Origin of the sequence: Methylibium sp., from assembly GCF_031393925.1 — a bacterium.
Lineage (GTDB): Bacteria > Pseudomonadota > Gammaproteobacteria > Burkholderiales > Burkholderiaceae_C > Methylibium.
The window spans coordinates 1-24485 of the sequence record NZ_JANMWL010000227.1; the positions used below are offsets into that span (position 1 = coordinate 1).

The 24485-nt window shown below is 68.1% G+C and carries 23 protein-coding genes; 16 read left to right on the plus strand and 7 right to left on the minus strand.

The window, feature by feature from the left end:
- Positions 1-440: DNA mismatch repair endonuclease MutL (gene mutL, locus RMO12_RS11860; RefSeq protein WP_309639452.1), on the minus strand; the 440-nt coding region annotated here is incomplete at its 3' end.
- A 96-nt stretch (positions 441-536) separates the two neighbouring features.
- Here mutL and RMO12_RS11865 point away from each other — a divergent pair.
- Complete coding sequence (locus RMO12_RS11865; RefSeq protein ID WP_309639453.1) at positions 537-1202, plus strand: DedA family protein; 666 nt, start codon at positions 537-539, stop codon at positions 1200-1202.
- Positions 1203-1277: 75 nt separating this feature from the next.
- Here RMO12_RS11865 and RMO12_RS11870 read toward each other — a convergent pair whose 3' ends face one another.
- The gene (locus RMO12_RS11870; protein WP_309639479.1) at positions 1278-2612 is read right to left on the minus strand and encodes an N-acetylmuramoyl-L-alanine amidase; all 1335 of its coding nucleotides are present in this window, start codon (positions 2610-2612) and stop codon (positions 1278-1280) included.
- A gap of 2 nt (positions 2613-2614) precedes the next feature.
- Positions 2615-3085, minus strand: a complete 471-nt coding sequence (gene tsaE / locus RMO12_RS11875) for a tRNA (adenosine(37)-N6)-threonylcarbamoyltransferase complex ATPase subunit type 1 TsaE (RefSeq protein ID WP_309625643.1) — start codon at positions 3083-3085, stop codon at positions 2615-2617.
- Between tsaE and queG the strand changes: the two genes are divergently transcribed.
- The 3 genes from queG (at position 3080) to RMO12_RS11890 (ending at position 5864) form a co-directional block, all read left to right on the plus strand.
- Positions 3080-4189, plus strand: a complete 1110-nt coding sequence (queG, locus tag RMO12_RS11880) for a tRNA epoxyqueuosine(34) reductase QueG (protein ID WP_309639454.1) — start codon at positions 3080-3082, stop codon at positions 4187-4189. The two genes, tsaE and queG, sit on opposite strands and share 6 nt — an antisense overlap.
- Before the next feature lie 170 nt (positions 4190-4359).
- A complete protein-coding gene (locus RMO12_RS11885) occupies positions 4360-5100 on the plus strand; it encodes an SDR family NAD(P)-dependent oxidoreductase (protein WP_309639455.1) in 741 nt (246 codons plus the stop codon).
- A gap of 113 nt (positions 5101-5213) precedes the next feature.
- Positions 5214-5864, plus strand: a complete 651-nt coding sequence (locus tag RMO12_RS11890) for a glutathione S-transferase family protein (RefSeq protein ID WP_309639456.1) — start codon at positions 5214-5216, stop codon at positions 5862-5864.
- A 158-nt stretch (positions 5865-6022) separates the two neighbouring features.
- Here RMO12_RS11890 and RMO12_RS11895 read toward each other — a convergent pair whose 3' ends face one another.
- Positions 6023-6925, minus strand: coding sequence for an AEC family transporter (locus tag RMO12_RS11895; RefSeq protein WP_309626598.1), 903 nt, complete (start codon positions 6923-6925; stop codon positions 6023-6025).
- Between the two features lie 182 nt (positions 6926-7107).
- On the opposite strand from RMO12_RS11895, the gene xerD reads away from it, so the two are divergent.
- Together xerD and RMO12_RS11905 are read left to right on the plus strand one after the other, a co-directional pair.
- Positions 7108-8004, plus strand: coding sequence for a site-specific tyrosine recombinase XerD (xerD, locus tag RMO12_RS11900; protein ID WP_309639457.1), 897 nt, complete (start codon positions 7108-7110; stop codon positions 8002-8004).
- Positions 8005-8088: 84 nt separating this feature from the next.
- On the plus strand, positions 8089-8787 hold the full coding sequence (locus RMO12_RS11905; RefSeq protein ID WP_309639458.1) for a phosphatase PAP2 family protein: 699 nt from the start codon (positions 8089-8091) through the stop codon (positions 8785-8787).
- Between the two features lie 85 nt (positions 8788-8872).
- Here RMO12_RS11905 and RMO12_RS11910 read toward each other — a convergent pair whose 3' ends face one another.
- Positions 8873-9685, minus strand: coding sequence for a ferritin-like domain-containing protein (locus RMO12_RS11910; protein WP_309639459.1), 813 nt, complete (start codon positions 9683-9685; stop codon positions 8873-8875).
- A gap of 31 nt (positions 9686-9716) precedes the next feature.
- On the opposite strand from RMO12_RS11910, the gene RMO12_RS11915 reads away from it, so the two are divergent.
- The 7 genes from RMO12_RS11915 (at position 9717) to RMO12_RS11945 (ending at position 18866) form a co-directional block, all read left to right on the plus strand.
- The gene (locus RMO12_RS11915) at positions 9717-10241 is read left to right on the plus strand and encodes a gamma carbonic anhydrase family protein (RefSeq protein ID WP_309639460.1); all 525 of its coding nucleotides are present in this window, start codon (positions 9717-9719) and stop codon (positions 10239-10241) included.
- 23 nt (positions 10242-10264) lie between these two features.
- Positions 10265-11233 carry an Hsp33 family molecular chaperone HslO gene (locus RMO12_RS11920; RefSeq protein WP_309639461.1) on the plus strand — a complete coding sequence of 323 codons (969 nt, stop codon included), beginning with the start codon at positions 10265-10267 and terminating at the stop codon, positions 11231-11233.
- Positions 11234-11423: 190 nt separating this feature from the next.
- Positions 11424-14282, plus strand: a complete 2859-nt coding sequence (locus RMO12_RS11925; protein WP_309639462.1) for a 2-oxoglutarate dehydrogenase E1 component — start codon at positions 11424-11426, stop codon at positions 14280-14282.
- A gap of 115 nt (positions 14283-14397) precedes the next feature.
- Entirely contained in the window at positions 14398-15681 is a 1284-nt protein-coding gene (gene odhB, locus RMO12_RS11930) for a 2-oxoglutarate dehydrogenase complex dihydrolipoyllysine-residue succinyltransferase (RefSeq protein ID WP_309639463.1), read from the plus strand.
- Positions 15682-15695: 14 nt separating this feature from the next.
- Entirely contained in the window at positions 15696-17126 is a 1431-nt protein-coding gene (gene lpdA, locus RMO12_RS11935; protein ID WP_309626845.1) for a dihydrolipoyl dehydrogenase, read from the plus strand.
- A gap of 4 nt (positions 17127-17130) precedes the next feature.
- The gene (gene zapE, locus RMO12_RS11940) at positions 17131-18228 is read left to right on the plus strand and encodes a cell division protein ZapE (protein WP_309639464.1); all 1098 of its coding nucleotides are present in this window, start codon (positions 17131-17133) and stop codon (positions 18226-18228) included.
- A gap of 35 nt (positions 18229-18263) precedes the next feature.
- On the plus strand, positions 18264-18866 hold the full coding sequence (locus RMO12_RS11945) for a hypothetical protein (RefSeq protein ID WP_309639465.1): 603 nt from the start codon (positions 18264-18266) through the stop codon (positions 18864-18866).
- Positions 18867-19065: 199 nt separating this feature from the next.
- Here the strand turns inward: RMO12_RS11945 and RMO12_RS11950 are convergent, their stop codons facing one another.
- Positions 19066-19833 carry a protein phosphatase 2C domain-containing protein gene (locus RMO12_RS11950; protein WP_309639466.1) on the minus strand — a complete coding sequence of 256 codons (768 nt, stop codon included), beginning with the start codon at positions 19831-19833 and terminating at the stop codon, positions 19066-19068.
- 63 nt (positions 19834-19896) lie between these two features.
- Here RMO12_RS11950 and RMO12_RS11955 point away from each other — a divergent pair, with 63 nt between their 5' ends.
- Both RMO12_RS11955 and RMO12_RS11960 read left to right on the plus strand, forming a co-directional pair.
- Positions 19897-20100, plus strand: a complete 204-nt coding sequence (locus RMO12_RS11955) for a YdcH family protein (RefSeq protein ID WP_309624427.1) — start codon at positions 19897-19899, stop codon at positions 20098-20100.
- Positions 20101-20256: 156 nt separating this feature from the next.
- Complete coding sequence (locus RMO12_RS11960; protein WP_309639467.1) at positions 20257-22242, plus strand: ATP-dependent DNA helicase; 1986 nt, start codon at positions 20257-20259, stop codon at positions 22240-22242.
- 204 nt (positions 22243-22446) lie between these two features.
- Here the strand turns inward: RMO12_RS11960 and RMO12_RS11965 are convergent, their stop codons facing one another.
- Positions 22447-23262: an outer membrane protein assembly factor BamD gene (locus RMO12_RS11965; protein WP_309624425.1), complete on the minus strand. Its 816-nt coding sequence runs from the start codon at positions 23260-23262 to the stop codon at positions 22447-22449.
- Positions 23263-23336: 74 nt separating this feature from the next.
- On the opposite strand from RMO12_RS11965, the gene RMO12_RS11970 reads away from it, so the two are divergent.
- Positions 23337-24320 (plus strand): RluA family pseudouridine synthase, encoded by a 984-nt coding sequence (locus RMO12_RS11970; RefSeq protein ID WP_309639468.1) that lies wholly within the window; start codon positions 23337-23339, stop codon positions 24318-24320.
- Positions 24321-24485 lie beyond the last annotated feature (165 nt).

Below are 24485 nucleotides of genomic sequence, written 5' to 3' on the forward strand. Positions count from 1 at the left end.
ACGCCACGCGCCGCCGGTGTCAACTCGCCGGAGCGGGCGTCGAGCCGCTGCGCATGGGGCGCGTCGGCCGTGCGGCTCGCCAGCGTCAGCTCGGCGATGGAGGCGATGGCCGCGAGCGCTTCACCGCGAAAGCCCATCGTCGCCACGCCTTCGAGTTCGGGCAGCGAAGCGATCTTGCTGGTGGCATGGCGGCGCAGTGCCAGCGCCAGTTGGTCGGCCGGAATGCCCTGGCCATCGTCTTCGACCGAGATCATGCGGATGCCGCCGCCGACCAGCTTGACGGTGACCTCGGTGGCGCCCGCGTCGAGCGCGTTGTCGAGCAGCTCGCGCACCACCGAGGCAGGGCGCTCCACCACCTCGCCGGCCGCGATCTGGCTGACGAGTTCGTCGGGCAGTTCGCGGATCGGGCGGCGTGGCGCGGGCTGGGCCATGGCGTTCATGGCTGCATTGTAGGAATCGAGGCGCCGGCGGCTTCAGACCTGCCGGCAATCAGCCGGAATCAACGGCAACATGGACTGCCTCGATAATCGCGCCGCATGGAATTCCTCGCCTTCGTGATCGACTTCATCCTGCACGTGGATGTGCACCTGGCCGCCTTCGTGCAGGCCTACGGCGCCTGGGTCTACGCGCTGCTGTTCCTGATCATCTTCGTCGAGACCGGCGTCGTCGTGATGCCCTTTCTGCCCGGCGATTCGCTGCTCTTCGTGGTCGGTGCGCTGGCCGGCGCGGGGCTGATGAACCTGCCGCTGGTGATGGGGCTGCTGATCGCCGCGGCGATCCTGGGCAACCAGAGCAACTACGCCATTGGCCGGTTCTTCGGCCCGAAGGTATTCCAGTGGGAAGACTCGCGCTTCTTCAACAAGCGCGCCTTCGACCAGGCGCATGCGTTCTATGAAAAGTACGGCGGCATCACCATTGTGCTGGCGCGCTTCATGCCGTTCCTGCGCACCTTCGCGCCCTTCGTGGCCGGTGTGGCGCAGATGACGCACCGCCGCTTCACGTTGTTCGACGTGATCGGCGGCGTGCTCTGGGTCGGCGGCATCACGCTGGCCGGCTACCTGTTCGGCAACATCCCCTGGGTCAAGGAACACCTGGACAAGATCATCTGGGCAATGATCCTGATTCCGGGTGTGATCGCGCTCTACGGCGCATGGCGGACACGGCGCGCGGTGGCGGTGGTTCAAGGCGCTGCGAACCGCTGAGCTTCAGAGAGGTTCGACGGCACTCGAGCCGTGGGCGAGCGCCGTGCTTCGCACGGGACCGGCGTCAAGGTCCGTTCAAGTCCCGCGATTGCGCGCCAGCGGCGGGTTCTTCGCGAAGTAGCGGCCGATGCCGGCGACCAGCGCCTCGACCAGTTGCGCCTGGTAGCGCGGGTCGCGCAGCTTGGCCTCTTCGTCGGGGTTGGAGATGAAGGCCGTCTCGACCAGGATCGAGGGCACGTCGGGCGCCTTGAGCACCGCGAAACCGGCTTGCTCGACGCGCGGCTTGTGCAGCCGGCCCACCTGGCCGATGCGCCCGAGCACCTCGGCGCCGAGCTTCAGGCTGTCCTTGATCTGGGCGCTGGTCGACATGTCGAGCAGCGCGCGCGTGACGGCGGCGTCCTTGCTCTTGATGTTGACGCCGCCCACCAGGTCGGCGGCGTTTTCCTTGTTGGCCATCCAGCGCGCCTCCACGCTGGTGGCGCCCGATTCGCTGAGCGCAAACACCGAGGCGCCGCTTGCATGCGGCTTGATGAAGGCGTCGGCGTGGATCGAGATGAACAGGTCGGCCTGCACGCGCCGCGCCTTGCGCACGCGCTCGTGCAGCGGCACGAAGAAATCGCCGTCGCGCGTCATCATGGCGCGCATGTTGGGCTGGGCATTGATGCGCTCGCGCAGTTGTAGCGCGACCTGCAGCACGACGTCTTTCTCGCGCAGCCCGCTCGGGCCGATGGCGCCGGGGTCTTCGCCGCCGTGGCCGGGATCGAGCGCAACGATCACCAGCCGTTCGGTGATGCGCAACGGGCCGCTCGGTGGCGGCAGCGTCGGGTCGGACGGGGGGGGTGGCAGGCGCCCGGGAATGCCGCCCTTGCCAATGCCGCCGATGAAGTCGCCCAGTGCGTCATTCACCGCCGAGGCGGCGCGATCGGCCGGCGTGACCGCGGCGCTGTGGTCGGCGGCAGCCTTTTCCTGCAGCAGGGCGAGAAGCGGGTCGGGCTCGGTGGCGGGGTGCAGGTCGAACACCAAGCGGTGGCGGTAGGCGGCAACCGGCGCCAGCGCAAAGACCTGCGGCGCGCTCGGCTGCTTCAAGTCGATCACCAGGCGCACCACGCGCGGCTGGTTCTGGCCGACGCGTATGCCGGCAATGAAGGGGTCGCCGGGTTTGACCTTGGCGATCAATTCGCGCAGCTCGGGGCTGAGTTCCAGGCCGTCGACGTCGATCACCACGCGCTGCGGGTTGTCGGCCAGGAAGTGCCGCGCGGCCAACGCCGTGTCGGACTCGATGGTCACGCGCGTGTAGTCCTCGGCCGGCCACACGCGCACCGCGACGATGCTCGCACCGAACGCCAGCTCGCGGGTACCGAGCAGCAGCACGAGCGCGCCCGCACCGCGCATCAACGATCGCCGCTGCAGGCTCAACGGAGCAGCTCCTGGCCGCGCGGCGTGTAGGCGTGGGTGGTCACGGCGCGGTGGTCGCCTTCGAGCGGCGTGAGTTCCAGGCGCAGGTCGGGCGCCGGCAAGGTCTCGCCCGCGTTGTCGGCCCATTCCACGAGCTTGAGCCCGGGGCCGGCGAAGATGTCGCGAAAGCCCGCGTCCTCCCATTCGCGCTCGTCTGCGAAGCGGTAGAAGTCGAAGTGCCAGGCCGGGCCGGTGGCCAGCTCGTAGGGCTCGACCACGGCATAGCTCGGGCTCTTGACGGGGCCCGCCACGCCGAGCGCGCGCAGCAGATGGCGCGTGAACGTGGTCTTGCCGGCGCCGAGCGGCCCCTGCAGCTCGATGAAGGCGTCACGCAGGGCGGGATTGGCGGCCAGGGTCTGGGCGCGGTCGGCGCATGCGGCCTCGTCGCGCCAGTGTTCTTGCAGCGTTTCTAGAATCGGTGGATGCATCGAGCGCCGGTCGTCGTCGGGGAAGAGTCTGTGTTGGCGAGTCTGCGCCGCATGGCGCGCGAACTCGGATTTTCCCAGATCGGCGTGGCCGACATCGATCTGGCGAGCGCCGAGCCGGGCCTGCAGGCGTGGTTGCAACAGGGCTTTCACGGCAGCATGGGCTACATGGCGCGTCACGGCGTCAGGCGCGCGCGGCCGGCCGAACTGGTGCCCGGCACGGTGCGCGTGATCACCGCGCGCATGGATTACCTGCCGCGTGCGCTGACCGAGGGCTGGCAGGCGGTGGAGTTCGAGCGCCTCGCGCGGCCGCACACGGCGACGGTCTCGCTCTATGCGAGGGGGCGTGATTACCACAAGGTCTTGCGGGCGCGGCTGCAGACGCTCGCCGAGCGCCTGGCGCAACAGCTCGGCCCCTTCGGCCACCGCGTCTTCACCGATTCGGCGCCGGTGCTCGAAGTGGAGTTGGCGACCCGCAGCGGCATCGGCTGGCGCGGCAAGCACACGCTGGTGCTGTCGCGCGAGGCCGGCTCGATGTTCTTCCTGGGCGAGATCTACACCGACCTGGCGCTGCCGCTCACCGAACCGGTGGACGCGCACTGCGGCAGCTGCCGCGCCTGCATCGATGTGTGCCCCACGCAGGCCATCCTCGGTGAACGCCGGCTCGACGCGCGGCGCTGCATCTCCTACCTGACGATCGAACATGACGGGCCCATCCCCGTCGAGCTGCGGCCCTTGATGGGCAACCGCATTTACGGCTGCGACGATTGCCAGCTGGTGTGCCCCTGGAACAAGTACGCGCAGCGCGCGAGCCTGCCGGATTTCGACACACGCGAGGCCTTCGACGCGCCGACCTTGCTGGCACTTTGGGCCTGGAGTGAAGCCGATTTCTTGCAGTACACCGAGGGCAGCGCGATCCGCCGCATCGGCCACGAGCGCTGGCGACGCAATTTGGCGGTGGCGCTCGGCAACGCATGGCGCGAGACCGGCAATGCGGCATTTGCCCAGGCCCTGGTGGCGGCGCGCGACGGGTCGAGCGCGCTGGTGCGCGAGCACATCGACTGGGCCGTGGCGCAGGCGTCGCTCGCGCACTACCCGCCCGGGTAGTGCTTTTGCGAGGGCGGTGCGGTCTATTGCAGGGTCGCGCCTCTGGCGCTTTAAGTGCCGCGACGGGCCATCGAACCCAGCGTGGACATTTCGTTTGACGTGACGACCTTGGCGAGCGCAGAGTGCGCGCCTTGACGGGCGCACTGGGCGCGCTTCAGCCGGAGAACAGCGTGGGCATTCCAACAGCGGTGGTGGTGGGCGTCGGTGCCGAGCGGGGAGTCGGGGGCGCGGTTTGCCGGCGCTTCGCAGCCGAGGGCTACCACGTGCTCGTCGCGGGGCACACCGCCGCCAAGATCGAGCACATTGCGAGCGGCATTCGTGCCGCCGGGGGCAGCGCCCAGGCGGTTGCCACCGACACCACGTCCGAAGCGGATGTCGCGCGACTGTTCGACCTGGCGATGGACCCGGGCGCCGGCCGCGAGCCGGTCGACTTGGTGGTGTTCAATGCCGGCAACAACCAGATCATTGACTTTCGCGCGCTGACGGCCGCGCAGTTCGAGAGCTTCTGGCGTGTCGGCTGCTTCGGCGGCTTCCTGGTCGGTCGCGAGGCGGCGCGGCGCTTGGCCCCGCTCGGGCGCGGCACGGTGATCTTCACCGGCGCCTCGGGCAGCATGCGCGGCAAGGCGGGCTTCGCTCATTTTGCGGCGGCCAAGGCCGGGCTGCGCATGGTGTCGCAGAGCATGGCGCGCGAGTTCGGCCCGCTGGGCATTCATGTGGCCCATGTGGTGATCGACGGCGGCATCAATGGCGAGCGCTTGCGCAACGCGATGCCCAAGATGGTCGAGCAGCGCGGTGAGGACGGGCTGCTCGACGTCGACGCCATCGCGGCTACCTATTGGTATCTTCACCGCCAGCCGCGCACCGCCTGGGCGCAGGAGATCGATCTGCGTCCGTACAAGGAAATCTTCTAGAGCCGATGTGCATTTAAGTCGGGATTCGCGAGAGTCCCTGTCAGAGTCGCGTGTCCGGCAATGCCGGACACGCGTGAGTAGCGCTTGATTGACCCCTTGATGAGGAGAACGTTTTGAAATTACTGAGTTCGTTCGGTCCCAACCCACGCATGGTGCTGATGTTCATGGCAGAAAAGAACATCACCATGGCGATTGAAAACCACGACATCCTCGGCGGCGAGAACCGCAGGGAGCCCTATCTCAAGAAGAATCCGACCGGTCAGGTTCCGTGCCTCGAGCTCGACAACGGGCAGGTCATCTCGGAGACGGTGGCGATCTGCGAATACCTCGAGGAGCTGCATCCCACGCCGGCGCTGATCGGAGCGACACCGGTCGAGCGAGCCGAGGCACGCATGGCGCTGCGCCGCGTCGAGCTCAACGTCTGCGAATACTTCTACAACTCGTTTCGCTTCGGTGCGGGCTTGCCGCTGTTCAAGGACCGTGTGCGCTGCCTGCCCGAAGCGTCTGTGGGCCTGAATGCCAAGGGCATGGACGGCCTTGCGCTGGTCGACACGCTGCTGCAGGGCAAGCGCTTCCTGTGCGGCGAGCGCCTCACCATCGGCGACATCGTTCTGTACTGCTGCCTGGACTTCTACGTGTCGACCGGGGCGAAGATCGATCCGGCGTTGAAGAACGTGCAGGCCTGGATGGCGCGCGTCAACGACCGGCCGAGCGCGAATTCGTCGCTGTCGGCGAACTGGCGCGAAATCGGCATGCGGGGATGAACCGGGTGCCAGGGGCTCATGGGTCGCAAGGCCCGTGGTTCCTGGCCGATCGGATCGGCGCGCGGCGCGGCGGGTCATGACTCGCCGCGCCGCGCGGCTTTTCTGAGCCAGCCCGCGCACGGTGCTTCGCCGTACCGCGCAGGGTGGCGCGGCCTTCGCTACGGCGTTGCCTGCCGCAGGGCAATCCAGGCCGGCAGCGTCAGCATGCCGAGCAGGGTCGACACCGTCACCAGCCCGGCCACGAACGGCCCGTTGCCGCCCATGCGCACGGCCAGCACGTAGCAACTCGACGCGGTCGGCATTGCGGCAAACACGAGCAGCATGCTCAGTTGCAGCGCCGGCAGACCCAGCCACAGCCCGAGCGCCAGCGCGAACGCCGGCAGCAGCGCATGGCGGATCAGCAGCAAGGCCGCCGCGAGCCGGGGCGCTGCGGTCAGCGCGCCGAGTTGCAGCCCGGCGCCCACGGCCATCAGGCCCAGCGGCAGCGCTGCCTGGCCGATGCGCTGCAGCGTGGTTTCCACCGCTTCGGGGAAGCGCAGCCCGGCGAGGTTGGCCAGCAGGCCGGCCAGGGTGCCGATGATCAGCGGATTGCGCAGCAACTCGCGGCCGAAGTGGTGCCCGCCGTGGCGCGCCAGCGGCAGCACCGCCGCCACATTGCACAGCGGCACGCACACGGCCACCAGCACCGCCATGTGCGCCACGCCCGCCGCGCCGCCCAGGCGTTCGGCCAGGGCGAGCGCGACGTAGGAGTTGAAGCGAAACGCGACCTGTGCGCCCGAGGCATGCAGGCGCGCGTCGACACCAGGCCAGCGTGCCAGCGCATAGGCCAGTGCCACCCCGAGCGCCACGGTCGCCAGGCCCGCAAGAGCGAGCCAGGCGGCTTCGCCCGGGCCCAGCGGGTTGCGCACGATCGAGGTGAACAGCAGCACCGGAAACAGCAGGTAATACACGAGGCGCTCGGCGGCCTGCCAGACGGTGCGGTCGAGTGCGGTCGTGCGGCAGATGACGAAGCCGCTGGCGATCAGCAAGAAATCGGGCAGCAGCAGCAACAGGTCGCGCATGCGGCGAGCCTACCCGCCGAAGGCGTGTGGGGTGGCCAACACGCCCGAACAGTTCGCCGCGCAGACGCGTGCCGAGTACGAGGTTTACAAGAAGGGGGTCGAGGAGCAAAAGCTCGAGCTTGAATAGCGGCCCAGGGCGCCGCGCAACAGCGAGGGCGTCGCTTCGCGGCACACTCTGCCCGATGCAGCCTGACAGCGCCGCCGCCATCGACCTGTTCCTTGACGCCCTGTGGATCGAGGACGGTCTGGCGGCCAACACCTTGGCCGCCTACCGCCGCGACCTGAGCTTGTATGCCCAGTGGCTGGGCGCGGCATGCGGCAAGTCGCTCGACGCCAGCAGCGAGAGTGATTTGCGCGGCTATGCCATTGCCCGCCATGCGGCGACGCGAGCGACCAGTTCGAACCGGCGCCTGACCGTGTTCAAGCGCTATTTCCGCTGGGCGTTGCGCGAGCACCGGCTGCTGGCCGACCCGACCTTGAAGCTGCTGTCGGCCAAGCAGCCGCTGCGCGTGCCCAAGACGCTGAGTGAAGCGCAGGTCGAGGCGCTGCTGGCCGCGCCCGACACCGCGACGCCGCTCGGCCTGCGCGACCGCGCGATGCTCGAGCTGATGTATGCGAGCGGCCTGCGCGTGAGCGAACTGGTGGGGCTGAAGACGGTACACATCGGCTTCTCGGAAAGCGCGTTGCGCGCCACCGGCAAGGGTGCGAAGGAGCGGTTGGTGCCGTTCGGCGAAGAAGCGCACGGCTGGTTGATGCGCTACCTCGCAGAGGCGCGCGCGGCGATCCTGGGCGGGCAGGCCAGCGACGCGCTGTTCGTCACCGCACGCGGCGCGGCGATGTCGCGCCAGGGCTTCTGGCACCTGATCAAGAAACATGCACGCGCGGCCGAGGTGGCGGTGCCGCTGTCACCGCACACGCTGCGCCACGCCTTCGCGACGCACCTGCTCAACCACGGCGCCGACCTGCGCGTGGTGCAGATGCTGCTCGGCCACGCCGATATCTCCACCACGCAAATCTACACCCACGTGGCGCGCGAGCGGCTCAAGCAACTGCATGCGCGACACCACCCGCGCGGCTGAGGTCGAGCCCTCACGCTCGCTGCGTGTACTGCCGACGGGCTCGAGTCGACCGGCCGGTGCGCGCGCGCCACGTTAAGCTGAGGCATGACTTCTGCGCGCTCGTCCTGCGCCAGCGACTGGCGCCAGCGCATCGGCCGGCGCCTGCGCACCGTGCCGATCACCAAGGCAAGCGGCACGACGCTGGGCATCGGTGCCTTCTTCGTGGCCTATTTCTGGACGCTGCATCACCCGCTGTTCGCCGTCATCACCATGCCGCTGACGGCGCCGGACCGCTGGATCGGATTCGTGCCCCAGGCGCTGCCGCTGTACGCGTCGCTGTGGCTGTACGTCTCGCTTGCACCCGCGCTGCTGGCCGACCGCCGTGAGCTGCTCAGCTTTGGCCTGGGCGCGTTGGTGCTCAGCCTCGTCGGCCTGGGCATCTTCATGCTGTGGCCGACGGCGGTGCCGGCGCTCGAGATCGATTGGTCGCGGCACGCCGCCTTCGTGTTCCTCAAGCAGGTGGATATGGCCGGCAACGCCTGCCCGTCCTTGCATGCGGCCTTCGCGGTGTTCGCGGCGCTCTGGATCGACCGCGTGCTTCGCGACGTGAACGCGCCGCGGGCACTGCGCGGGCTCGACTGGCTGTGGTGCGCTGGCATCCTCTACTCGACCTTGGCGGTGCGCCAGCATGTCGCGCTCGACGTGTTGGCCGGGGCGCTGCTCGGCGCCGTGGTGGGCGGCGCCAACCTGCGCTGGCGCGGTGTAGCGGTGCCCGCCGCGGCGCGCGGTGCGACGCTCGCCTGAGCGACCGGCTCACTCGCAACCGCAACCGCAACCGCAACCGCAACCGCAACCGCAACCGCAACCGCAACCGCGGCCCGGGCGGCTGTCAAGCGCCCAGCAGTGCCAGTTCTTCCGCGCTGAAACCGGCCGCTTCGCGCGCGCTTAGGTTGAACGGCGGGCGCGGCCGTGGCGCCTCGTAGCGTGCCGCCAGTTCCGGGTAGAGCGCCACCGGGTCGAGGCCGCCCCGTTCGCACAGCCAGCGATACCAGCGGTTGCCGATGGCCACGTGGCCGATCTCGTCGCGCAGGATGATTTCCAGGATCTCCACGGCGCGCGCATCGCCCGCACTGCCGAGCTTGCGCTGCAGCGGCGGCGTGGCGTCGAGGCCGCGCGCTTCCAGGGTGCGAGGCACCAACGCCATGCGAGCAAGCGGGTCGTGCGCGGTGCGCGCCGTCATCGTCCACAGGCCGTCGTGCGCGTCGAAATCGCCGTAATCGTGGCCGAGCCCGAGCAGGTGTTCGCGCAGCAGCGTGAAGTGGTGCGCCTCTTCCGCGGCCACCTGGAGCCAGTCGCGGTAATAGGCGCTCGGAAGACCCGGGAAGCGCCACAACGCGTCGAGTGCCAGGTTGATGGCATTGAACTCGATGTGCGCAATGGCGTGCAGCAGTGCGGCACGGCCTTTGACCGTGGCAAGGCTGCGTTGCGGCACGCGCAGGGCAGGCATTAACAGCGGCCGCTGCGGACGCCCGGGCAGCGGAGCGCTCGGCCTCAGGACGACGGCGGCGTCAAGGCTGAGGCAGTCGCGTGCCGCGAAGAGGGCGCGGGTGCCGCAGGCCTTGGCCTGTGGGTCGCTTTGTTCCAGCAGCGCGAGCGCGGCGCGCCGCAGCTCGGCGGGGTGGGGCGGGGCGGCGGGCTGCATCCGTAAAATTATCGCTTTGACGGAGTTCGACATGGCCCTGTTTCAGCTGGACGATCGCGTGCCTCGAGTTCACGAGAGTGCCTATGTGGCCGAAAGCGCCGAGCTGATCGGCTCGGTGGTGATCGGCGAGGGCGTGAGCGTCTGGTCCAACGTGACGATGCGCGGCGACAACGAGCCGATCACCATCGGGCGCAATTCCAACGTGCAGGAAGGCAGCGTGCTGCACACCGACATGGGCTCGCCGCTGGTGGTGGGCGAGGGCGTCACGGTCGGTCACCAAGCCATGCTGCATGGCTGCACGGTGGGCGACGGCGCGTTGATCGGCATCGGTGCAGTGGTCTTGAACGGTGCGCGCATCGGTCGCAATTGCCTGGTGGCCGCGGGGGCGCTGGTGACCGAGAACAAGGTCTTCGAGGACGGCATGCTGATCCTGGGCAGCCCCGCCAAGGCGGTTCGTGCGCTGACGCCAGATGACATCGCACGGCAGCAGCGAGGCGCTGCGTCATATGTGGAGCGTGGACAGCGCTTCAAGACCGCGCTGAGGCGCATCGTTTGAACGCTCGCGACAATCCATCCACGATGAGCGAACTGCATAAATTCATGTTTGAACGCATGCCGGTGCGCGGCATGCTGGTGCGCCTGACCGACGCGTGGACCGACCTGCTGGCACGTCGCGCAAGCACCGGGGCTTACCCCGAGCCGGTGCGCATGCTGCTCGGTGAGATGGCGGCGGCCGGGGTGCTGATGCAGGCCAGTCTGAAATTCGAGGGCGCACTCGTGCTGCAGATTTCCGGCGACGGGCCGGTCAGGCTTGCGGTGGCCGAGATCCAGTCCGACCTGTCGCTGCGCGCCACCGCCACGGTGGTGGGCGAGGTCGCTGCGGGTGCGCGCCTGGAGGCGATGGTCAACGTCGGCGGCAAGGGGCGCTGTGCGATCACGCTCGACCCGAAACAGCGTTTTCCCGGCCAACAGCCCTACCAAGGTGTGGTACCGCTGCACGGCGACCGGCGCGAACCGCTGCAGCGCCTGTCGGACGTGCTGGAGCACTACATGCTGCAGTCCGAGCAGCTCGACACGCGGCTCATCCTGGCGGCCAACGACCAGCTCGCCGCCGGGCTCTTGATCCAGCGCATGCCGGTGCAGGGCGAGGGCAACCTCGGGGCCCGACGCAACGAGGACGAGATCGGCGTGAACGAGGCCTACAACCGCATCGCCCACCTGAGTGCGACCTTGAACGCAGGCGAACTGCTGACGCAGGACGCCGACACCCTCTTGCATCGCCTGTTCTGGCAAGAGCCCCTGCACCGCTTCGAGCCGCTCACCGGCAGCGCGGGCCCGCGCGTCCTCTGCCGCTGCTCGCGCGAGCGCGTGGCACGCATGCTGCAGGGGCTGGGCCGCGAGGAGTTCGACGGGCTGATTGCCGAGCGGGGTCTGGCCGAGGTGGCCTGCGAGTTCTGCGGCACGCAGTACCGTTTCGACGCGGTCGACGGCGGCGAGGTGTTCACCGCGACGATCGACCAGCCGCCGGCCTCGCGCGCGGTGCAGTGAGCCTTGGAGCCGGGGCGCGGCGTCGCCCCGGTGCTAAAGTCGCGCGGCTCCAAAGATCCTTCCCGTCCCCTTTTCTGGTTCACTTGAACAAGCGAAGGCGGGTCGCAATCCGCCAACCGGTCCAGCCGTGTCGCGGAAGGTTTATCCAACCAGCCAACGCCCTGTATGCCAGGGCCAAAGGTGAGCGAAGATGATGCAGCAGTACCGCTCTAACTCGTACCTGTTCGGGGGCAACGCGCCCTATGTCGAAGAGTTGTACGAGGCCTACCTCGACAACCCCGCATCGGTGCCCGACAAGTGGCGTGCGTATTTCGACGCGCTGCAAAACGTGCCGGCCGGTGACGGCTCCGATTCGCGCGACGTGGCGCATGCGCCGGTGGTCGAATCGTTCGCGCAGCGCGCCAAGTCCAATGCCTTCGCCGTCAAGGCCAGTGCCGCCGAACTGGCGGTTGCGCGCAAGCAGGTTCACGTCCAGTCGCTGATCGCCGCCTACCGATCGCTGGGCGCACGCTGGGCCGACCTGGACCCCTTGAAGCGCGCCGAGCGACCGCGCATCCCGGAGCTGGAGCCGGCGTTCTACGACCTGAGCGAGTCCGACATGGACATCACGTTCAGTGCCACCAACACTTATTTCACCACCGCCGAGCAGCAGACCCTGCGCGAGATCCTGCAGGCACTGCGCGAAACCTATTGCGGCAGCATCGGCGCGGAGTTCATGCACATCACCGAGCCGGCCGAGAAGCGCTGGTGGCAAGAGAAGCTCGAGCGCATCCGCGCCAAGCCCAGCTTCAGCGCCGACGGCAAATTGCAGATCCTCGACCGCCTCACCGCCGCCGAAGGCCTCGAGCGCTACCTGCACACCAAGTACGTCGGCCAGAAGCGCTTCTCGCTCGAAGGCAGCGAAAGCTTCATCGCGTCGATGGACGAAGTGGTGCAGCGCGGCGGCGAGTCGGGTGTGCAGGAAATCGTCATCGGCATGGCGCACCGCGGCCGGCTCAACGTGCTGGTCAACACGCTCGGCAAGGCGCCCAAGGAGCTGTTCAGCGAGTTCGACCACACCGCCAAGGAAGACCTGCCGGCCGGAGACGTGAAGTACCACCAGGGCTTCTCGAGCGACGTTCCCACGCCCGGCGGTCCGGTCCACCTGAGCCTGTCGTTCAATCCCTCGCACCTGGAGATCGTCAACCCGGTGGTCGAAGGCTCGGTCAAGGCGCGCCTTGACCGCCGCGGCGACAAGGAGGGCGGCCAGGTGCTGCCGGTGCTGGTGCATGGTGACGCCGCCTTCGCCGGCCAGGGCGTGGTGATGGAGACGCTGGCGCTGGCTCAGACGCGCGGCTACTACACCGGCGGCACCTTGCACATCGTCATCAACAACCAGATCGGCTTCACCACCAGCGACCCGCGCGACTCGCGCTCGACGCTCTATTGCACCGACGTGGTCAAGATGATCGAAGCGCCGGTGTTGCACGTGAACGGCGACGACCCAGAGGCGGTGGTTCTCTGTACCCAGCTGGCGCTCGACTACCGCCAGCAGTTCAAGAAGGACGTGGTGGTCGACATCATCTGCTTCAGGAAACTCGGCCACAACGAGCAGGACACGCCGGCACTGACCCAGCCGCTCATGTACAAGAAGATCGCGGCCCACCCCGGCACGCGCAAGCTCTACGCCGACAAGCTGGTGGCCCAGGGCACGATGAAGCCCGACGAGCCGGACGCGATGATCAAGTCCTTTCGCGCCGCCATGGATTCGGGCAAGCACACGGTCGATCCGGTGCTCACCGACTACAAGAGAAAGTACGCGGTCGACTGGTCGCCGTATCTGAACAAGAAGTGGACCGACGCGGCCGACACCGCGTTGCCGTTGGCCGAGATCAGGCGTCTGTCGGAGCGGCTGACGACGGTGCCCAAGAACTTCAAGATCCACACGCTGGTCGAGAAGGTGCTGGCCGACCGCGCCGCCATGGGCCGCGGCGAGATCAATGTCGACTGGGGCATGGGCGAGCACCTGGCCTATGCCTCGCTGGTGGCCAGTGGCTACCCGATTCGGCTGTCGGGCGAGGACTGCGGCCGCGGCACCTTCACGCACCGCCACGCGGTGCTGCACGACCAGAACCGCGAGCGCTGGGACGAAGGCACCTGGACGCCGCTGCAGCACGTGGCTGACGGCCAGGCGCCGTTCACGGTGATCGACTCCATCCTCTCCGAAGAGGCGGTGCTCGGTTTCGAGTACGGCTACGCGAGCGCCGACCCGAACACGCTGACGATCTGGGAGGCGCAGTTCGGCGACTTCGTCAACGGCGCGCAGGTGGTGATCGACCAGTTCATCGCCTCGGGCGAGGTCAAGTGGGGCCGCGCCAACGGCCTTACCTTGCTGCTGCCGCACGGCTACGAAGGCCAGGGGCCGGAGCACAGCTCGGCGCGGCTGGAGCGCTTCATGCAGCTGTCGGCCGACAACAACATGCAGGTCTGCCAGCCCACTTCGGCCAGCCAGATCTTCCACCTGCTGCGCCGCCAGCAGGTGCGCATGTTCAGAAAGCCGCTGATCATCATGACGCCGAAGTCGCTGCTTCGGAACAAGGACGCCGGCTCGCCACTCTCGGAATTCACGCGCGGCGAATTCCGCACCGTGATCGCCGAGCAGAACGCCGAGATTCAGCCCGACAAGGTCAAGCGCATCATTGCCTGCAGCGGCAAGGTGTACTACGACCTCGTGAAGCGCCGCAACGAGAAGAAGAGCACCGATGTCGCGCTGTTGCGCATCGAGCAGCTCTACCCCTTCCCGCACAAGGCGTTCACGAGCGAGCTGAAGAAATATCCGAACGCGACCGAAATCGTCTGGTGCCAGGACGAGCCGCAGAACCAGGGTGCCTGGTTCTTCGTGCAGCACTACATCCACGAGAACATGGGCGAAGGCCAGAAGCTCGGCTATGCCGGGCGGCCGTTCTCGGCCTCGCCGGCAGTGGGCTACGCGCACCTGCACCTCGAGCAGCAAAAGGCGCTGCTCGACCATGCCTACGGCAAGCTCAAGGGTTTCGTCCTCACCAAGTGACCTCATTGCGGACGTTTTCGCGCCGCAATGACTCGCTGCTTGCAACCGACCCACAGGTCGGTTGCACACCGCGAAGCCAGCGCGATGCGCCGTCCGCTCATCGAAGAAAGCATTCATGGCCATCGTAGAAGTCAAAGTCCCGCAGCTCTCCGAATCGGTCGCCGAAGCGACCCTGCTGCAATGGAGGAAGAAGCCCGGAGAGCCGGTCGAGCTGGATGAAATCCTGGTCGAGATCGAGACCGACAAGGTCGTGCTCGAAGTGCCGGCGCCCGCCGCCGGCGTGATGGCGCAGCTGGTCAAGAACGACGGCGAAAGCTGCACCAGCGACGAGGTGATCGCCCGGATCGACACCGAGGCGCAGGCGGCAGTGAGCCCGCTTGAAATCAAGCCGGTGGCGGTCGCTGCGGCTGCCGCCCCGGCCGCGCCGGCGGCCGCGTCGGCGCAGGCCAGCGGCACCAGCAAGTCCGACGTGGCGATGCCCTCGGCTGCCAAGCTCATGGCCGACCACCAGCTCGGCGCCGGCTCGGTTGCCGGCACGGGCAAGGACGGCCGCGTCACCAAGGGCGACGTGCTCGGTGTGCTGGAAGGCGGTGCCAAGGCCGCACCCAAGGCCGCACCGGCCACGACGCCCGGGGCCGCACCGGCGCCGCGCGTGTTGCCCGCGGTGGCTGCACCGATGTCGCTCGGCAACCTCGGCGAGCGCCCTGAGCAGCGCGTGCCGATGTCGCGTCTGCGCGCGCGCATCGCCGAGCGGCTGCTGCAGTCGCAGGCCACCAACGCCATCCTCACCACCTTCAACGAGGTCAACATGGCCCCGGTGATGGAGATGCGAAAGCGCTTTCAAGAGAAGTTCGAGAAAGAGCACGGCGTGAAGATCGGCTTCATGAGCTTCTTCGTGAAGGCGGCGGTGGCCGCGCTCAAGAAGTACCCGCTGATCAACGCCAGCGTGGACGGCAACGACATCGTCTACCACGGCTACTTCGACATCGGCATCGCGGTCGGCTCGCCTCGCGGCCTGGTGGTGCCGGTGCTGCGCAATGCCGACCAGATGAGCTTTGCCGACATCGAAAAGAAGATCGCCGAGTTCGGCCAGAAGGCCAAGGACGGCAAGCTCGCGCTCGAGGAGCTGATGGGCGGCACCTTCTCCATCAGCAACGGCGGCGTGTTCGGCTCGATGCTTTCAACGCCCATCATCAACCCGCCGCAGTCCGCCATCCTGGGCGTGCATGCGACCAAGGACCGCGCCGTGGTCGAGAACGGCCAGGTCGTGGTGCGGCCGATGAACTACCTGGCGATGAGCTACGACCACCGCATCATCGACGGCCGCGAAGCGGTGCTCGGCCTGGTGGCGATGAAGGAAGCGCTGGAAGACCCGGCGCGGCTGTTGTTCGACATCTGAGCGAGGGCAGACCGATGAGCATCAAGCAATTCGACGTCATCGTCATCGGCGGCGGCCCGGGCGGGCAGATCGCCGCCATCCGCGCGGCACAACTGGGCTTCAACACCGCCTGCGTTGACGAGTGGAAGAACGGCCAGGGTGGCCCGGCGCCGGGCGGCACCTGCACCAACGTCGGCTGCATACCGAGCAAGGCGCTGCTGCAGTCGAGCGAGCACTACGAACATGCGGGCAAGCACTTTGCCGCGCACGGCATCAACGTTGGCGAACTGAGCCTCGATCTGGCCAAGATGCTGGGCCGCAAGAACGCCGTCGTGAAGCAGAACAACGACGGCATCCTCTACCTGTTCAAGAAGAACAAGATCAGCTTCTTTCATGGCCGCGCGTCGTTCGTGAGGGCGCTCGAGGGCGGCTACGAACTGAAGGTGAGCGGCACGGCCGACGAGCAGCTCGTCGGCAAGCACGTTATCGTCGCGACCGGCTCCAACGCGCGTGCACTGCCCGGCGCGGCCTTCGACGAGGAACAGATCCTCAGCAACGACGGCGCACTTCGCATCCCGGCGGTGCCTAAGAAGCTCGGCCTGATCGGCGCTGGCGTGATCGGCCTCGAGATGGGTTCGGTGTGGCGGCGGCTCGGCGCCGAAGTCACCGTGCTGGAAGCCCTGCCGGCGTTCCTGGGTGCGGTGGACGCGCAAATCGCCAAGGAGGCGCAGAAGGCGTTTGCCAAGCAGGGCTTGAAGGTCGAACTGGGCGTGAAGATCGGCGCGGTCGCGAGCGGCAAGAAGGGCGTGTCGATCGCCTACAGCGATGCCAAGGGCCAAGCGCAGACGCTCGAGGTCGACAAGCTCATCGTGTCGATCGGCCGCGTGCCCAACACGACCGGCTTGAACCCCGAGGCCGTGGGCCTGAAGCTCGACGAGCGCGGCGCGGTCGTGGTCGACGACGACTGCAAGACCAACCTGCCGGGCGTCTGGGCCATCGGCGACGTGGTGCGCGGACCGATGCTCGCTCACAAGGCCGAGGAGGAGGGCGTGGCCGTCGCCGAGCGCATCGCCGGCCAGCACGGCCACGTCAACTTCAACACCATTCCGTGGGTGATCTACACCTCGCCCGAGATTGCCTGGGTGGGCCAGACCGAGCAGCAGCTCGCGGCGGCCGGCCGCGCCTACAAGGCGGGCAGCTTTCCCTTCATGGCCAATGGCCGTGCGCGTGCGATGGGCGACACCACCGGCATGGTCAAGGTGGTGGCCGACGCCAAGACCGATGAAATCCTCGGCGTGCACATCGTCGGCCCGTTGGCCAGCGAGCTGATTGCCGAGGCGGTGGTGGCGATGGAGTTCAAGGCGAGCAGCGAAGACATCGCGCGCATCTGCCATGCGCACCCGTCACTGTCGGAGGCGACCAAGGAAGCGGCGCTGGCGGTCGACAAACGGGCGCTCAACTTCTGAGACCGTGGCGCTGCGCCAGCTCTACGAGGCGGCCCTGGCCGAGCGCGGCTACACGGCCGATGCGGCGCAGTGGCGCGCCATCGATGCCCTCGAGCGCTGCGAGGGCGAATGGGCCGACTACAAGGCGCGGCGCGGCAACGCGGTCACGAAGCTGCTGCGCCACCCGCCGATACCCCGCGGCGTCTACATGCACGGCGGGGTGGGGCGCGGCAAGAGCTTCCTCATGGACTGCTTCTTCCAGGCCGTGCCGCTGGTGCGCAAGACGCGGCTGCACTTTCATGAGTTCATGCGCGAGGTACACCGCGAGCTACAGGACCTAAAAGGCACCGTCAACCCTCTCGACGAGCTGGGCCGGCGCATCGCACGGCGCTTTCGCCTGATCTGCTTCGACGAGTTCCACGTTGCCGACGTGACCGACGCGATGATCCTGCACCGTCTGCTCGACGCCCTGTTCGCCAACCGCGTGAGCATCGTCATCACCTCCAACTTCCACCCCGACGCGCTGTACCCGAACGGGCTGCACCGCGAGCGCATCCTCGAGGCCATCGAGCTGCTAAAGGCCAAGCTCGAGGTCATCAACGTCGATGCCGGCATCGACTACCGGCGGCGCACGCTGGAGGATGTGACGCTCTACCACACGCCGCTCGGGCCAGAGGCCGACGCGGCGCTCGCCGCCACCTTCGAGCGGCTGGCCGAGGCCAGGGATGAAGACCCGGTGCTGCACATCGAGCAGCGCACGATGCGGTCGCGCCGTCGTGCCGGGGGCGTGGTGTGGTTCGATTTCAAGCAGCTCTGCGGCGGCCCGCGCTCGCAGAATGACTACCTCGAGCTGGCCGCGCAGTTCCACACCCTGCTGCTGTCGGGCGTTCCGGAAATGCCGCCGCGGCTGGCGTCCGAGGCACGGCGCTTCACCTGGCTGGTCGACGTGCTCTACGATCGCCGTGTGAAGCTCATCGTCTCTGCCGCCGTCACGCCCGAGCGGCTCTATACCGCAGGCCCCTTGCTGCACGAGTTTGTGCGCACGGTGTCGCGGCTGCACGAGATGCGCTCGCACGAGTTTCTGGCGCTGTCGCGGCGCGAAGTCGACACGGGGCTCACATGAACCGGTCTTGGGTCCGTTACATGGCAAGGCGGTTGTTGTCCGTCGTCGCGATGGGCGTGGCAGCGGCCGGCGTGGCGGCCCCGTCGGGCCCGGTCGATGCCGCAGCGCGCGCCGAGATCGCCGCACGGCGCCAGCAGGTCGATGCGCGCCATGCGGCGAGCCAGCGCGACTGCGCCGAGCGCTTTGCGGTCATGACCTGCCTCGAGGCGGCACACGGCGAGCGCCGGCGGGCCTTGTCTGATCTGGCCAGCCGCCAGGCTGCGCTCGACGACGCCGAGCGCCAACGGCGCGCGGCGGCCCGGCACGAGCGCATCAAGGGCAAGCAGCTGCACCGGGCGGCGGATGAGCGCGAACGCGCGTCCGCACCGTTGCTGCCGATCGAGACCACGCCGCTGCTGATCCGGCGCCGGCCCGAGCCGGCCGGCGCGGTGCCTTCATCGGTACCCCCGGTACCGCTCAAGCGCAGCGCCGCCGAGCTGCGACTGCGCGAGCAACGAGCGCGCGAGGCCACCGAGGCCCGGCTGCAGGCGGCGGGCAAGCGCCAGGACGCGTCGGCCCGACGCGAGGCGGCGCGGCGCCAGACCGGTAAGCCGGCTGCAAAGGCGCTGCCATCGATCGGTGCCGCATCTGCGCCGTAGTGCCGGGTTATCAGGCGGTGTCGTGGGCGGGGTAGCGGCGTTGCCGCGAGCGACCCGCTGCCGGGCCACGCAACGCAGCGATGCGCGCCCGGCTCAGACTTCGCCCCGGGCCGCCCCAAGCGGGCTGGGCGCCCCAAGGGCCACGAAATGGCCCTCGCGGGGGCCAGCGGGGCAGCACCGCAGTGGCGTGGGGGTCGTCTTAGCCGAGCGTGTCGACGCGCACCACGGCGAGCGACAGGTTGTCGCCGCCGCCTCGGGCACGATGGCGTGCCTTGCCGATCAGCATTTCGCTGGACTCGCGCGGTGGCAAGGTGTGCACGATCGCGCCGAGTTCGCGTGGGGTGAAGTAGTGCCACAGGCCATCGCTGCAGACCAGCAGCGTGTCGCCGACTTCGAGCAGGGGAATGTGGTGCGACGTGAGCGGCGGGTCCTGGTGGGTGCCGAGGCAGCCGGTCAGCAGGTTCGACTGCGGATGCGTGTTGGCGTCTTCTTCGTTGAGCTGGCCGTCGTCGACCAGGCGCTGCACGTAGGAGTGGTCCTTGGTACGGCTCACCATCTCCGAGCCGCGAAAATGATAGATGCGCGAATCGCCTGCGTGGATGGCGTCGCAACTGCGCGAGGGACTGATCAGGAACGCTGCCAGCGTGCTGTGCGGCTCTTCTTCGGCGGTCATCGCCGTCAGCCTGATCATGAGGTGCGATTCGAGCACCATCTGCTTGAGGGCCTCGCCCGCATGGTCGCGGCTCGGCGTATAGCGCTCGAACAGTTGCTGCGCAGTGAGCAGCACCTGGTCGGCGGCCTTGCGACCACCGCTCTTGCCGCCCATGCCGTCGGCCACGATGGCCAAAAGACAACCCGGTACGCGCGGATGCGCGATCACGCCGACCTGGTCTTGCTGGTAGGCGCGATCTCCTCGGTGCAGGCCGGTGGCGGCGGCAAGGCGATAACCAGGGGGCGCGCTGCTCATATGCGAAAACTATAATCGCAGCGCGCTGCCACAGACCGGCGATACCGCACGGTCGCGGGCCCGATGGACGACAACCTGCACTCCCCTCAACGACGCCTGATCGAGCTGCGCATCGAGCATGGCGACCTCGACGGCCTGATCGATCGCGTTGCGCTCGAGCGTCCGCTCGACGAGTTGAGCCTGCGTCGATTGAAGAAACGGCGCCTCGCGCTGCGCGACCTGATCGTCACCCTGGAGCTTCGCCTGACTCCGCCGGAGTCGGCATGAGCCTGCACGGCCGCCAGGGCCACGAAGGAGCCACTTTCATGATCTTCGACGAACGCTCCCGCCCGGCGCGACGGCGCGCAACGCGATGGGTGCATCAATGAGCCGCCGGGCGGCGCGACCGTCGGGAGCGCCTGCGCGGGGCCGCCCGCCGCTTCAATGAACGGCGCAAGCGCTCATGACGAAGCCGACACGCTGCACCAGGCGGTGAGCGACGCATTCGCGGCCGGTGGACCGCTGGCGCGTGCCGAAGCGAACTACCGGCAACGCGATGCGCAGCTCGAGCTGGCCGCGGCCGTGGCCCGAGCGATCGACGAAAGCTCGGTGCTGGCCGCCGAGGCGGGCACCGGCGTGGGCAAGACCTTCGCCTATCTGGTGCCCGCCCTGCTGTCGGGCAAGCGCGTGCTCGTCAGCACCGCGACCAAGAGCCTGCAGGACCAGTTGTTTCTGCGCGATCTGCCGCGGCTGCGCGACGCGCTCGCGCTGCCGATCGTTGTCGCCTTGCTCAAGGGCCGCGGCAGCTATCTGTGTCTGCAGCGCCTCAAGCACGCGCACCACGACAGCGCGCCGATGGACCGCTTCGTGCTGCGCGCGCTCGGCAAGATCGAGCAGTGGTCGCACCGAACGGTGAGTGGCGACCTTGCCGAGCTCGAAGGCCTCGACGAACGCTCGCCGGTCATACCGCTGGTGAGTTCCACGCGCGAGAACTGCCTGGGCAGCGAGTGCGCGGAGTTCCGCGCCTGCCACGTGATGAAGGCGCGGCGCGAGGCGATGGCGGCAGACCTGGTGGTCGTCAACCATCACTTGTTCTTTGCCGACATCGCGGTGCGTGACACCGGCATGGCCGAGTTGTTGCCGTCGGTCGAGGTGGCGATCTTCGACGAGGCGCACCAGCTCGGTGAAGCCGGTGTCGCCTTCCTCGGCACGACGCTCGGCAGCGCGCAGGCGATCGACTTCTCACGCGACTTGCTGGCGCTGGGCCTGGGCCATGCGCGCGGCTTGCAGCCGTGGCAGGAACTCGCCGCCAGCTGCGACCGTGCTGCGCGCGACCTGCGGCTGGCGGCGGCCGGGCCGTTGCGCGAAGTGCGCGGCACGCTCAAGCTGCGCTGGGACGACCGCGCCACGAGCACTGCCTTCACCGAAGCGCTTGCCGCCCTGGGCCGCACCAGCCGGCAGGCCGCCGACGCGATCGAAGTGGTGAGCGCGATCGCGCCGGACTTCGTCAAGCTGGCCGAGCGCGCCGCGGCGCTGGCGGCGCGCGCCGCGGCCTTTGCGCTCGACGCCGAGCCGGGCCGCGTGCGTTGGATCGACCTCACGCCGCAGGGCGTGCGCCTGATCGAGTCACCGCTGGATATTCGCGAGGCGATGCGCGCGCAGATCGCCGCTGCGCGCAAGACCTGGATCTTCACCTCGGCGACGCTCGGTGCCGACCATCGCCTGCGCTGGTTCACCGAGCAGACCGGCCTGGACGACGCCCGCACGCTGCGCGTGGACAGCCCTTTCGATTACGCGGCGCATGCCTGCCTGTATGTGCCGCGTAATTTTCCCAAGCCGAGCGAGCCGGGCCATAGTGCGCAGGTGGTGCGACTCGCGGCCGCGTGCGCGCGCGCCGCGGGCGGGCGCACCTTCGTGCTCACCACGACCTTGCGCGCCCTCGCCAGCGTGGGCGAAGCCTTGCAGCAGACCCTCGAGCAGGAGGGCGAGCCGATCGTCGTGCTCATGCAGGGCAGCGCGCCCAAACGCCAGTTGCTGCAGCGCTTTGTCGACACGCCGCGAGCGGTGCTGGTCGGCTCGCAGAGTTTTTGGGAGGGCATCGACGTGCCCGGTGCGGCGCTTCAGTGCGTGATCATCGACAAGCTGCCGTTCCCGCCACCGAGCGACCCGCTGGTCGAGGCACGCGTCAAGCGGCTAGAGGCCGAACGGCGCAATCCGTTCAGCGACTACTTCGTCGCCGAAGCGGCGTTGTCGCTCAAGCAGGGTGCCGGCCGCCTGATCCGCAGTGAAACCGATCGCGGGCTGCTGGTGATCTGCGACCCGCGCATGGCCCTGATGGGCTACGGCCGCACGCTGCGGGCGGCCTTGCCGCCAATGCGCCCGCTGCGCGATGAGGAAGAAGCGCTTGCCTGGCTGCGCGAGATTCGCTAGTGCGCTGAGTCCGCTGAATCATTGAAATGAGCGGCGACGAACACACGAGACGGGATGCGATGCAAGGCGCGAAGCACGGCAATGCCCGTAGGCATTGCGAGCAATTGCAACGCCGCAGCGCGTCCGTATCGGGTGGACAGCGGCGCTCCGATTTCAGTGACCCAGTGGGCTAGGCAGGTCGGCCGCCGCGGGTTTGCGCCGCGTCTACCAGATCTGCCACCACGGCTTGGATCGCTCCACGAAACCTTCCTCGAGGTAGCGCGATTGCGGAAAGTTCTGCGTCAGCACGCGCTTGGCGTCGTCGCGCAGCTGCGGAAGGGCGAGCTTGTCGTAGCTGAGCATCATGATGTAGAGCGCCTCTTCGCCCGCGGGCGCGCGCTGGAACTCCTGCACTGATTGCTGCGCCCGGTTCGCGGCGGCGACGTAGGCGCCGCGCCGGTAGTAGTAGCGTGCCACATGCACCTCGTACGCGGCCAGCGCGCTGACGATGTAGTTCATGCGCAGTTGCGCATCGGGCGCGTACTTGGAGTCGGGAAACTGCGTGGTGAGCTGACGAAAGCTCTGGTAGGCGTCACGCGAGGCCTGTTGGTCGCGCTCGGAGAGATCTTGGCGCGCGAACGAACTGAGCAGGCCCAGCCTTTCGTTGAAGTTGACCAAGCCCTGCAGGTAGTAAGCGTAGTCGAGCGCGGGGCTGCTGGGGTGCAGCCGTATGAAGCGCTCGAGCGTGGCGATCGCCAGCGCCTTCTCGCCGGTCTTGTAGTACGCATAGGCGAGATCGATCTGCGCCTGCTGCGCCAGCGCCGTGCCGGCAGCACGCCCTTCGAGCTTTTCGTAGAGCTTGCTGGCGCGTTCCCAGTTGCCGTTGGCGGCTTCGTCGCGCGCCTCTTCGTACAATTTTTCGGTCGCCTTGCCGGAGGTTTCATCCTTGGGCGTGGTGTCGCAGCCGGCCAGGACCAGGCTGCATGCGACAGTTGCTGCCGCCAGTACGCGCCATCCGGCGGTCGATCCCAAGCGCGTCATCACAGGCATTCCCTTCATCATCAAGCAGGCAGCCACCGAGGCGACCGCGTTCGTACAAGCAAGATGAAAATTATATGGGCCTGACTATTGCGACCGAGCCGCTACCCGAGGCGGACGAGCCTGCTGAACCCTTGGTCGCCGATGCCGAGCGCCGTGCGGCTCGCGTCACCTTGGCCGAGCACGGCGAGCGGCTTGACCGCTGGCTGGTCGCGCAGCACGGCGAGTTCTCGCGCAGCTACCTGCAGACACTGGTCGAAGGTGGTCAGGTTCTTGTTGATGGACAGGTCGCCTGCGCTGCGTCGCGCCGTGTGCGCGCCGGCCAGTGGGTGGAGATCACCTTGCTGCCCACGCTGCAGAGCCAGGCCTTCCGAGCCGAGCCGATCGCGCTCGCGATCGTCTTCGAGGACGAGCACCTGCTGGTGCTCGACAAGCCCGCGGGGCTGGTCGTCCACCCCGCGCCCGGTAACTGGTCGGGCACGGTGCTCAACGCGCTGCTGGCCCACCACGACGGCGCTGCGGTCCTGCCGCGCGCTGGCATCGTGCATCGGCTCGACAAGGACACCAGCGGCCTGATGGTGGTCGCCAAGACCTTACCGGCCATGACCGGCCTCACCCGTGCCATCGCGGCGCGCGAGGTGCATCGCGAGTACCTGGCGCTGGTGCACGGCACGCTGCGCCAGCCTTCGTTCACCATCGAGGCACCGATCGGGCGCGACCCGGTGGTGCGCGTGAAGATGGCGGTGGTGACCGACGGCAAGCCCGCGCGTACCGACGTGGCACTGCTGGCCACGCGCGACGCCTACAGCGGTGTGCGCTGCACCTTGCACACCGGCCGCACCCACCAGATCCGCGTGCATTTGGCCAGCCGCGGCCACGCATTGGTGTCCGACACGCTGTACGGTGGTCGACCGGCGCTCGGCTTGGTGCGCCAGGCGTTGCACGCCTGGCAGCTCGGTTTCGATCATCCCGTCGACGGCATGCCGCGCCAGTTCAAAGCAGCCTTGCCGACCGACCTGATGGCGGCGTGGCAGCAACTCGGAGTCGGCGAGCCGGTCTGAGCCGCGTCCATTACAATGCGAAAACTCGGGCTGATGCAGCCCCTGCCGGTCGAGCGAATGCCGTCCGGCCCGACCGCCAACCGGTCCCCCCCGACAACAGGTGCAAACCGCGGCCAACCCGGCCAACCCCGGCCAAAGAGGCCGGCCCCGCGACGATCAATCATG

Coding starts and splice junctions, on each gene's coding strand:
- RMO12_RS11865 (WP_309639453.1), top strand. CDS start 537: ATGGAATTCCTCGCCTTCGTGATCGACTTCATCCTGCACGTGGATGTG.
- queG (WP_309639454.1), top strand. CDS start 3,080: ATGCATCGAGCGCCGGTCGTCGTCGGGGAAGAGTCTGTGTTGGCGAGT.
- tsaE (WP_309625643.1), bottom strand. CDS start 3,085: ATGCATCCACCGATTCTAGAAACGCTGCAAGAACACTGGCGCGACGAG.
- RMO12_RS11895 (WP_309626598.1), bottom strand. CDS start 6,925: ATGCGCGACCTGTTGCTGCTGCTGCCCGATTTCTTGCTGATCGCCAGC.
- xerD (WP_309639457.1), top strand. CDS start 7,108: ATGCAGCCTGACAGCGCCGCCGCCATCGACCTGTTCCTTGACGCCCTG.
- RMO12_RS11905 (WP_309639458.1), top strand. CDS start 8,089: ATGACTTCTGCGCGCTCGTCCTGCGCCAGCGACTGGCGCCAGCGCATC.
- RMO12_RS11910 (WP_309639459.1), bottom strand. CDS start 9,685: ATGCAGCCCGCCGCCCCGCCCCACCCCGCCGAGCTGCGGCGCGCCGCG.
- RMO12_RS11915 (WP_309639460.1), top strand. CDS start 9,717: ATGGCCCTGTTTCAGCTGGACGATCGCGTGCCTCGAGTTCACGAGAGT.
- RMO12_RS11920 (WP_309639461.1), top strand. CDS start 10,265: ATGAGCGAACTGCATAAATTCATGTTTGAACGCATGCCGGTGCGCGGC.
- RMO12_RS11925 (WP_309639462.1), top strand. CDS start 11,424: ATGATGCAGCAGTACCGCTCTAACTCGTACCTGTTCGGGGGCAACGCG.
- odhB (WP_309639463.1), top strand. CDS start 14,398: ATGGCCATCGTAGAAGTCAAAGTCCCGCAGCTCTCCGAATCGGTCGCC.
- lpdA (WP_309626845.1), top strand. CDS start 15,696: ATGAGCATCAAGCAATTCGACGTCATCGTCATCGGCGGCGGCCCGGGC.
- RMO12_RS11950 (WP_309639466.1), bottom strand. CDS start 19,833: ATGAGCAGCGCGCCCCCTGGTTATCGCCTTGCCGCCGCCACCGGCCTG.
- RMO12_RS11955 (WP_309624427.1), top strand. CDS start 19,897: ATGGACGACAACCTGCACTCCCCTCAACGACGCCTGATCGAGCTGCGC.
- RMO12_RS11960 (WP_309639467.1), top strand. CDS start 20,257: ATGAACGGCGCAAGCGCTCATGACGAAGCCGACACGCTGCACCAGGCG.
- RMO12_RS11965 (WP_309624425.1), bottom strand. CDS start 23,262: ATGACGCGCTTGGGATCGACCGCCGGATGGCGCGTACTGGCGGCAGCA.
- RMO12_RS11970 (WP_309639468.1), top strand. CDS start 23,337: ATGGGCCTGACTATTGCGACCGAGCCGCTACCCGAGGCGGACGAGCCT.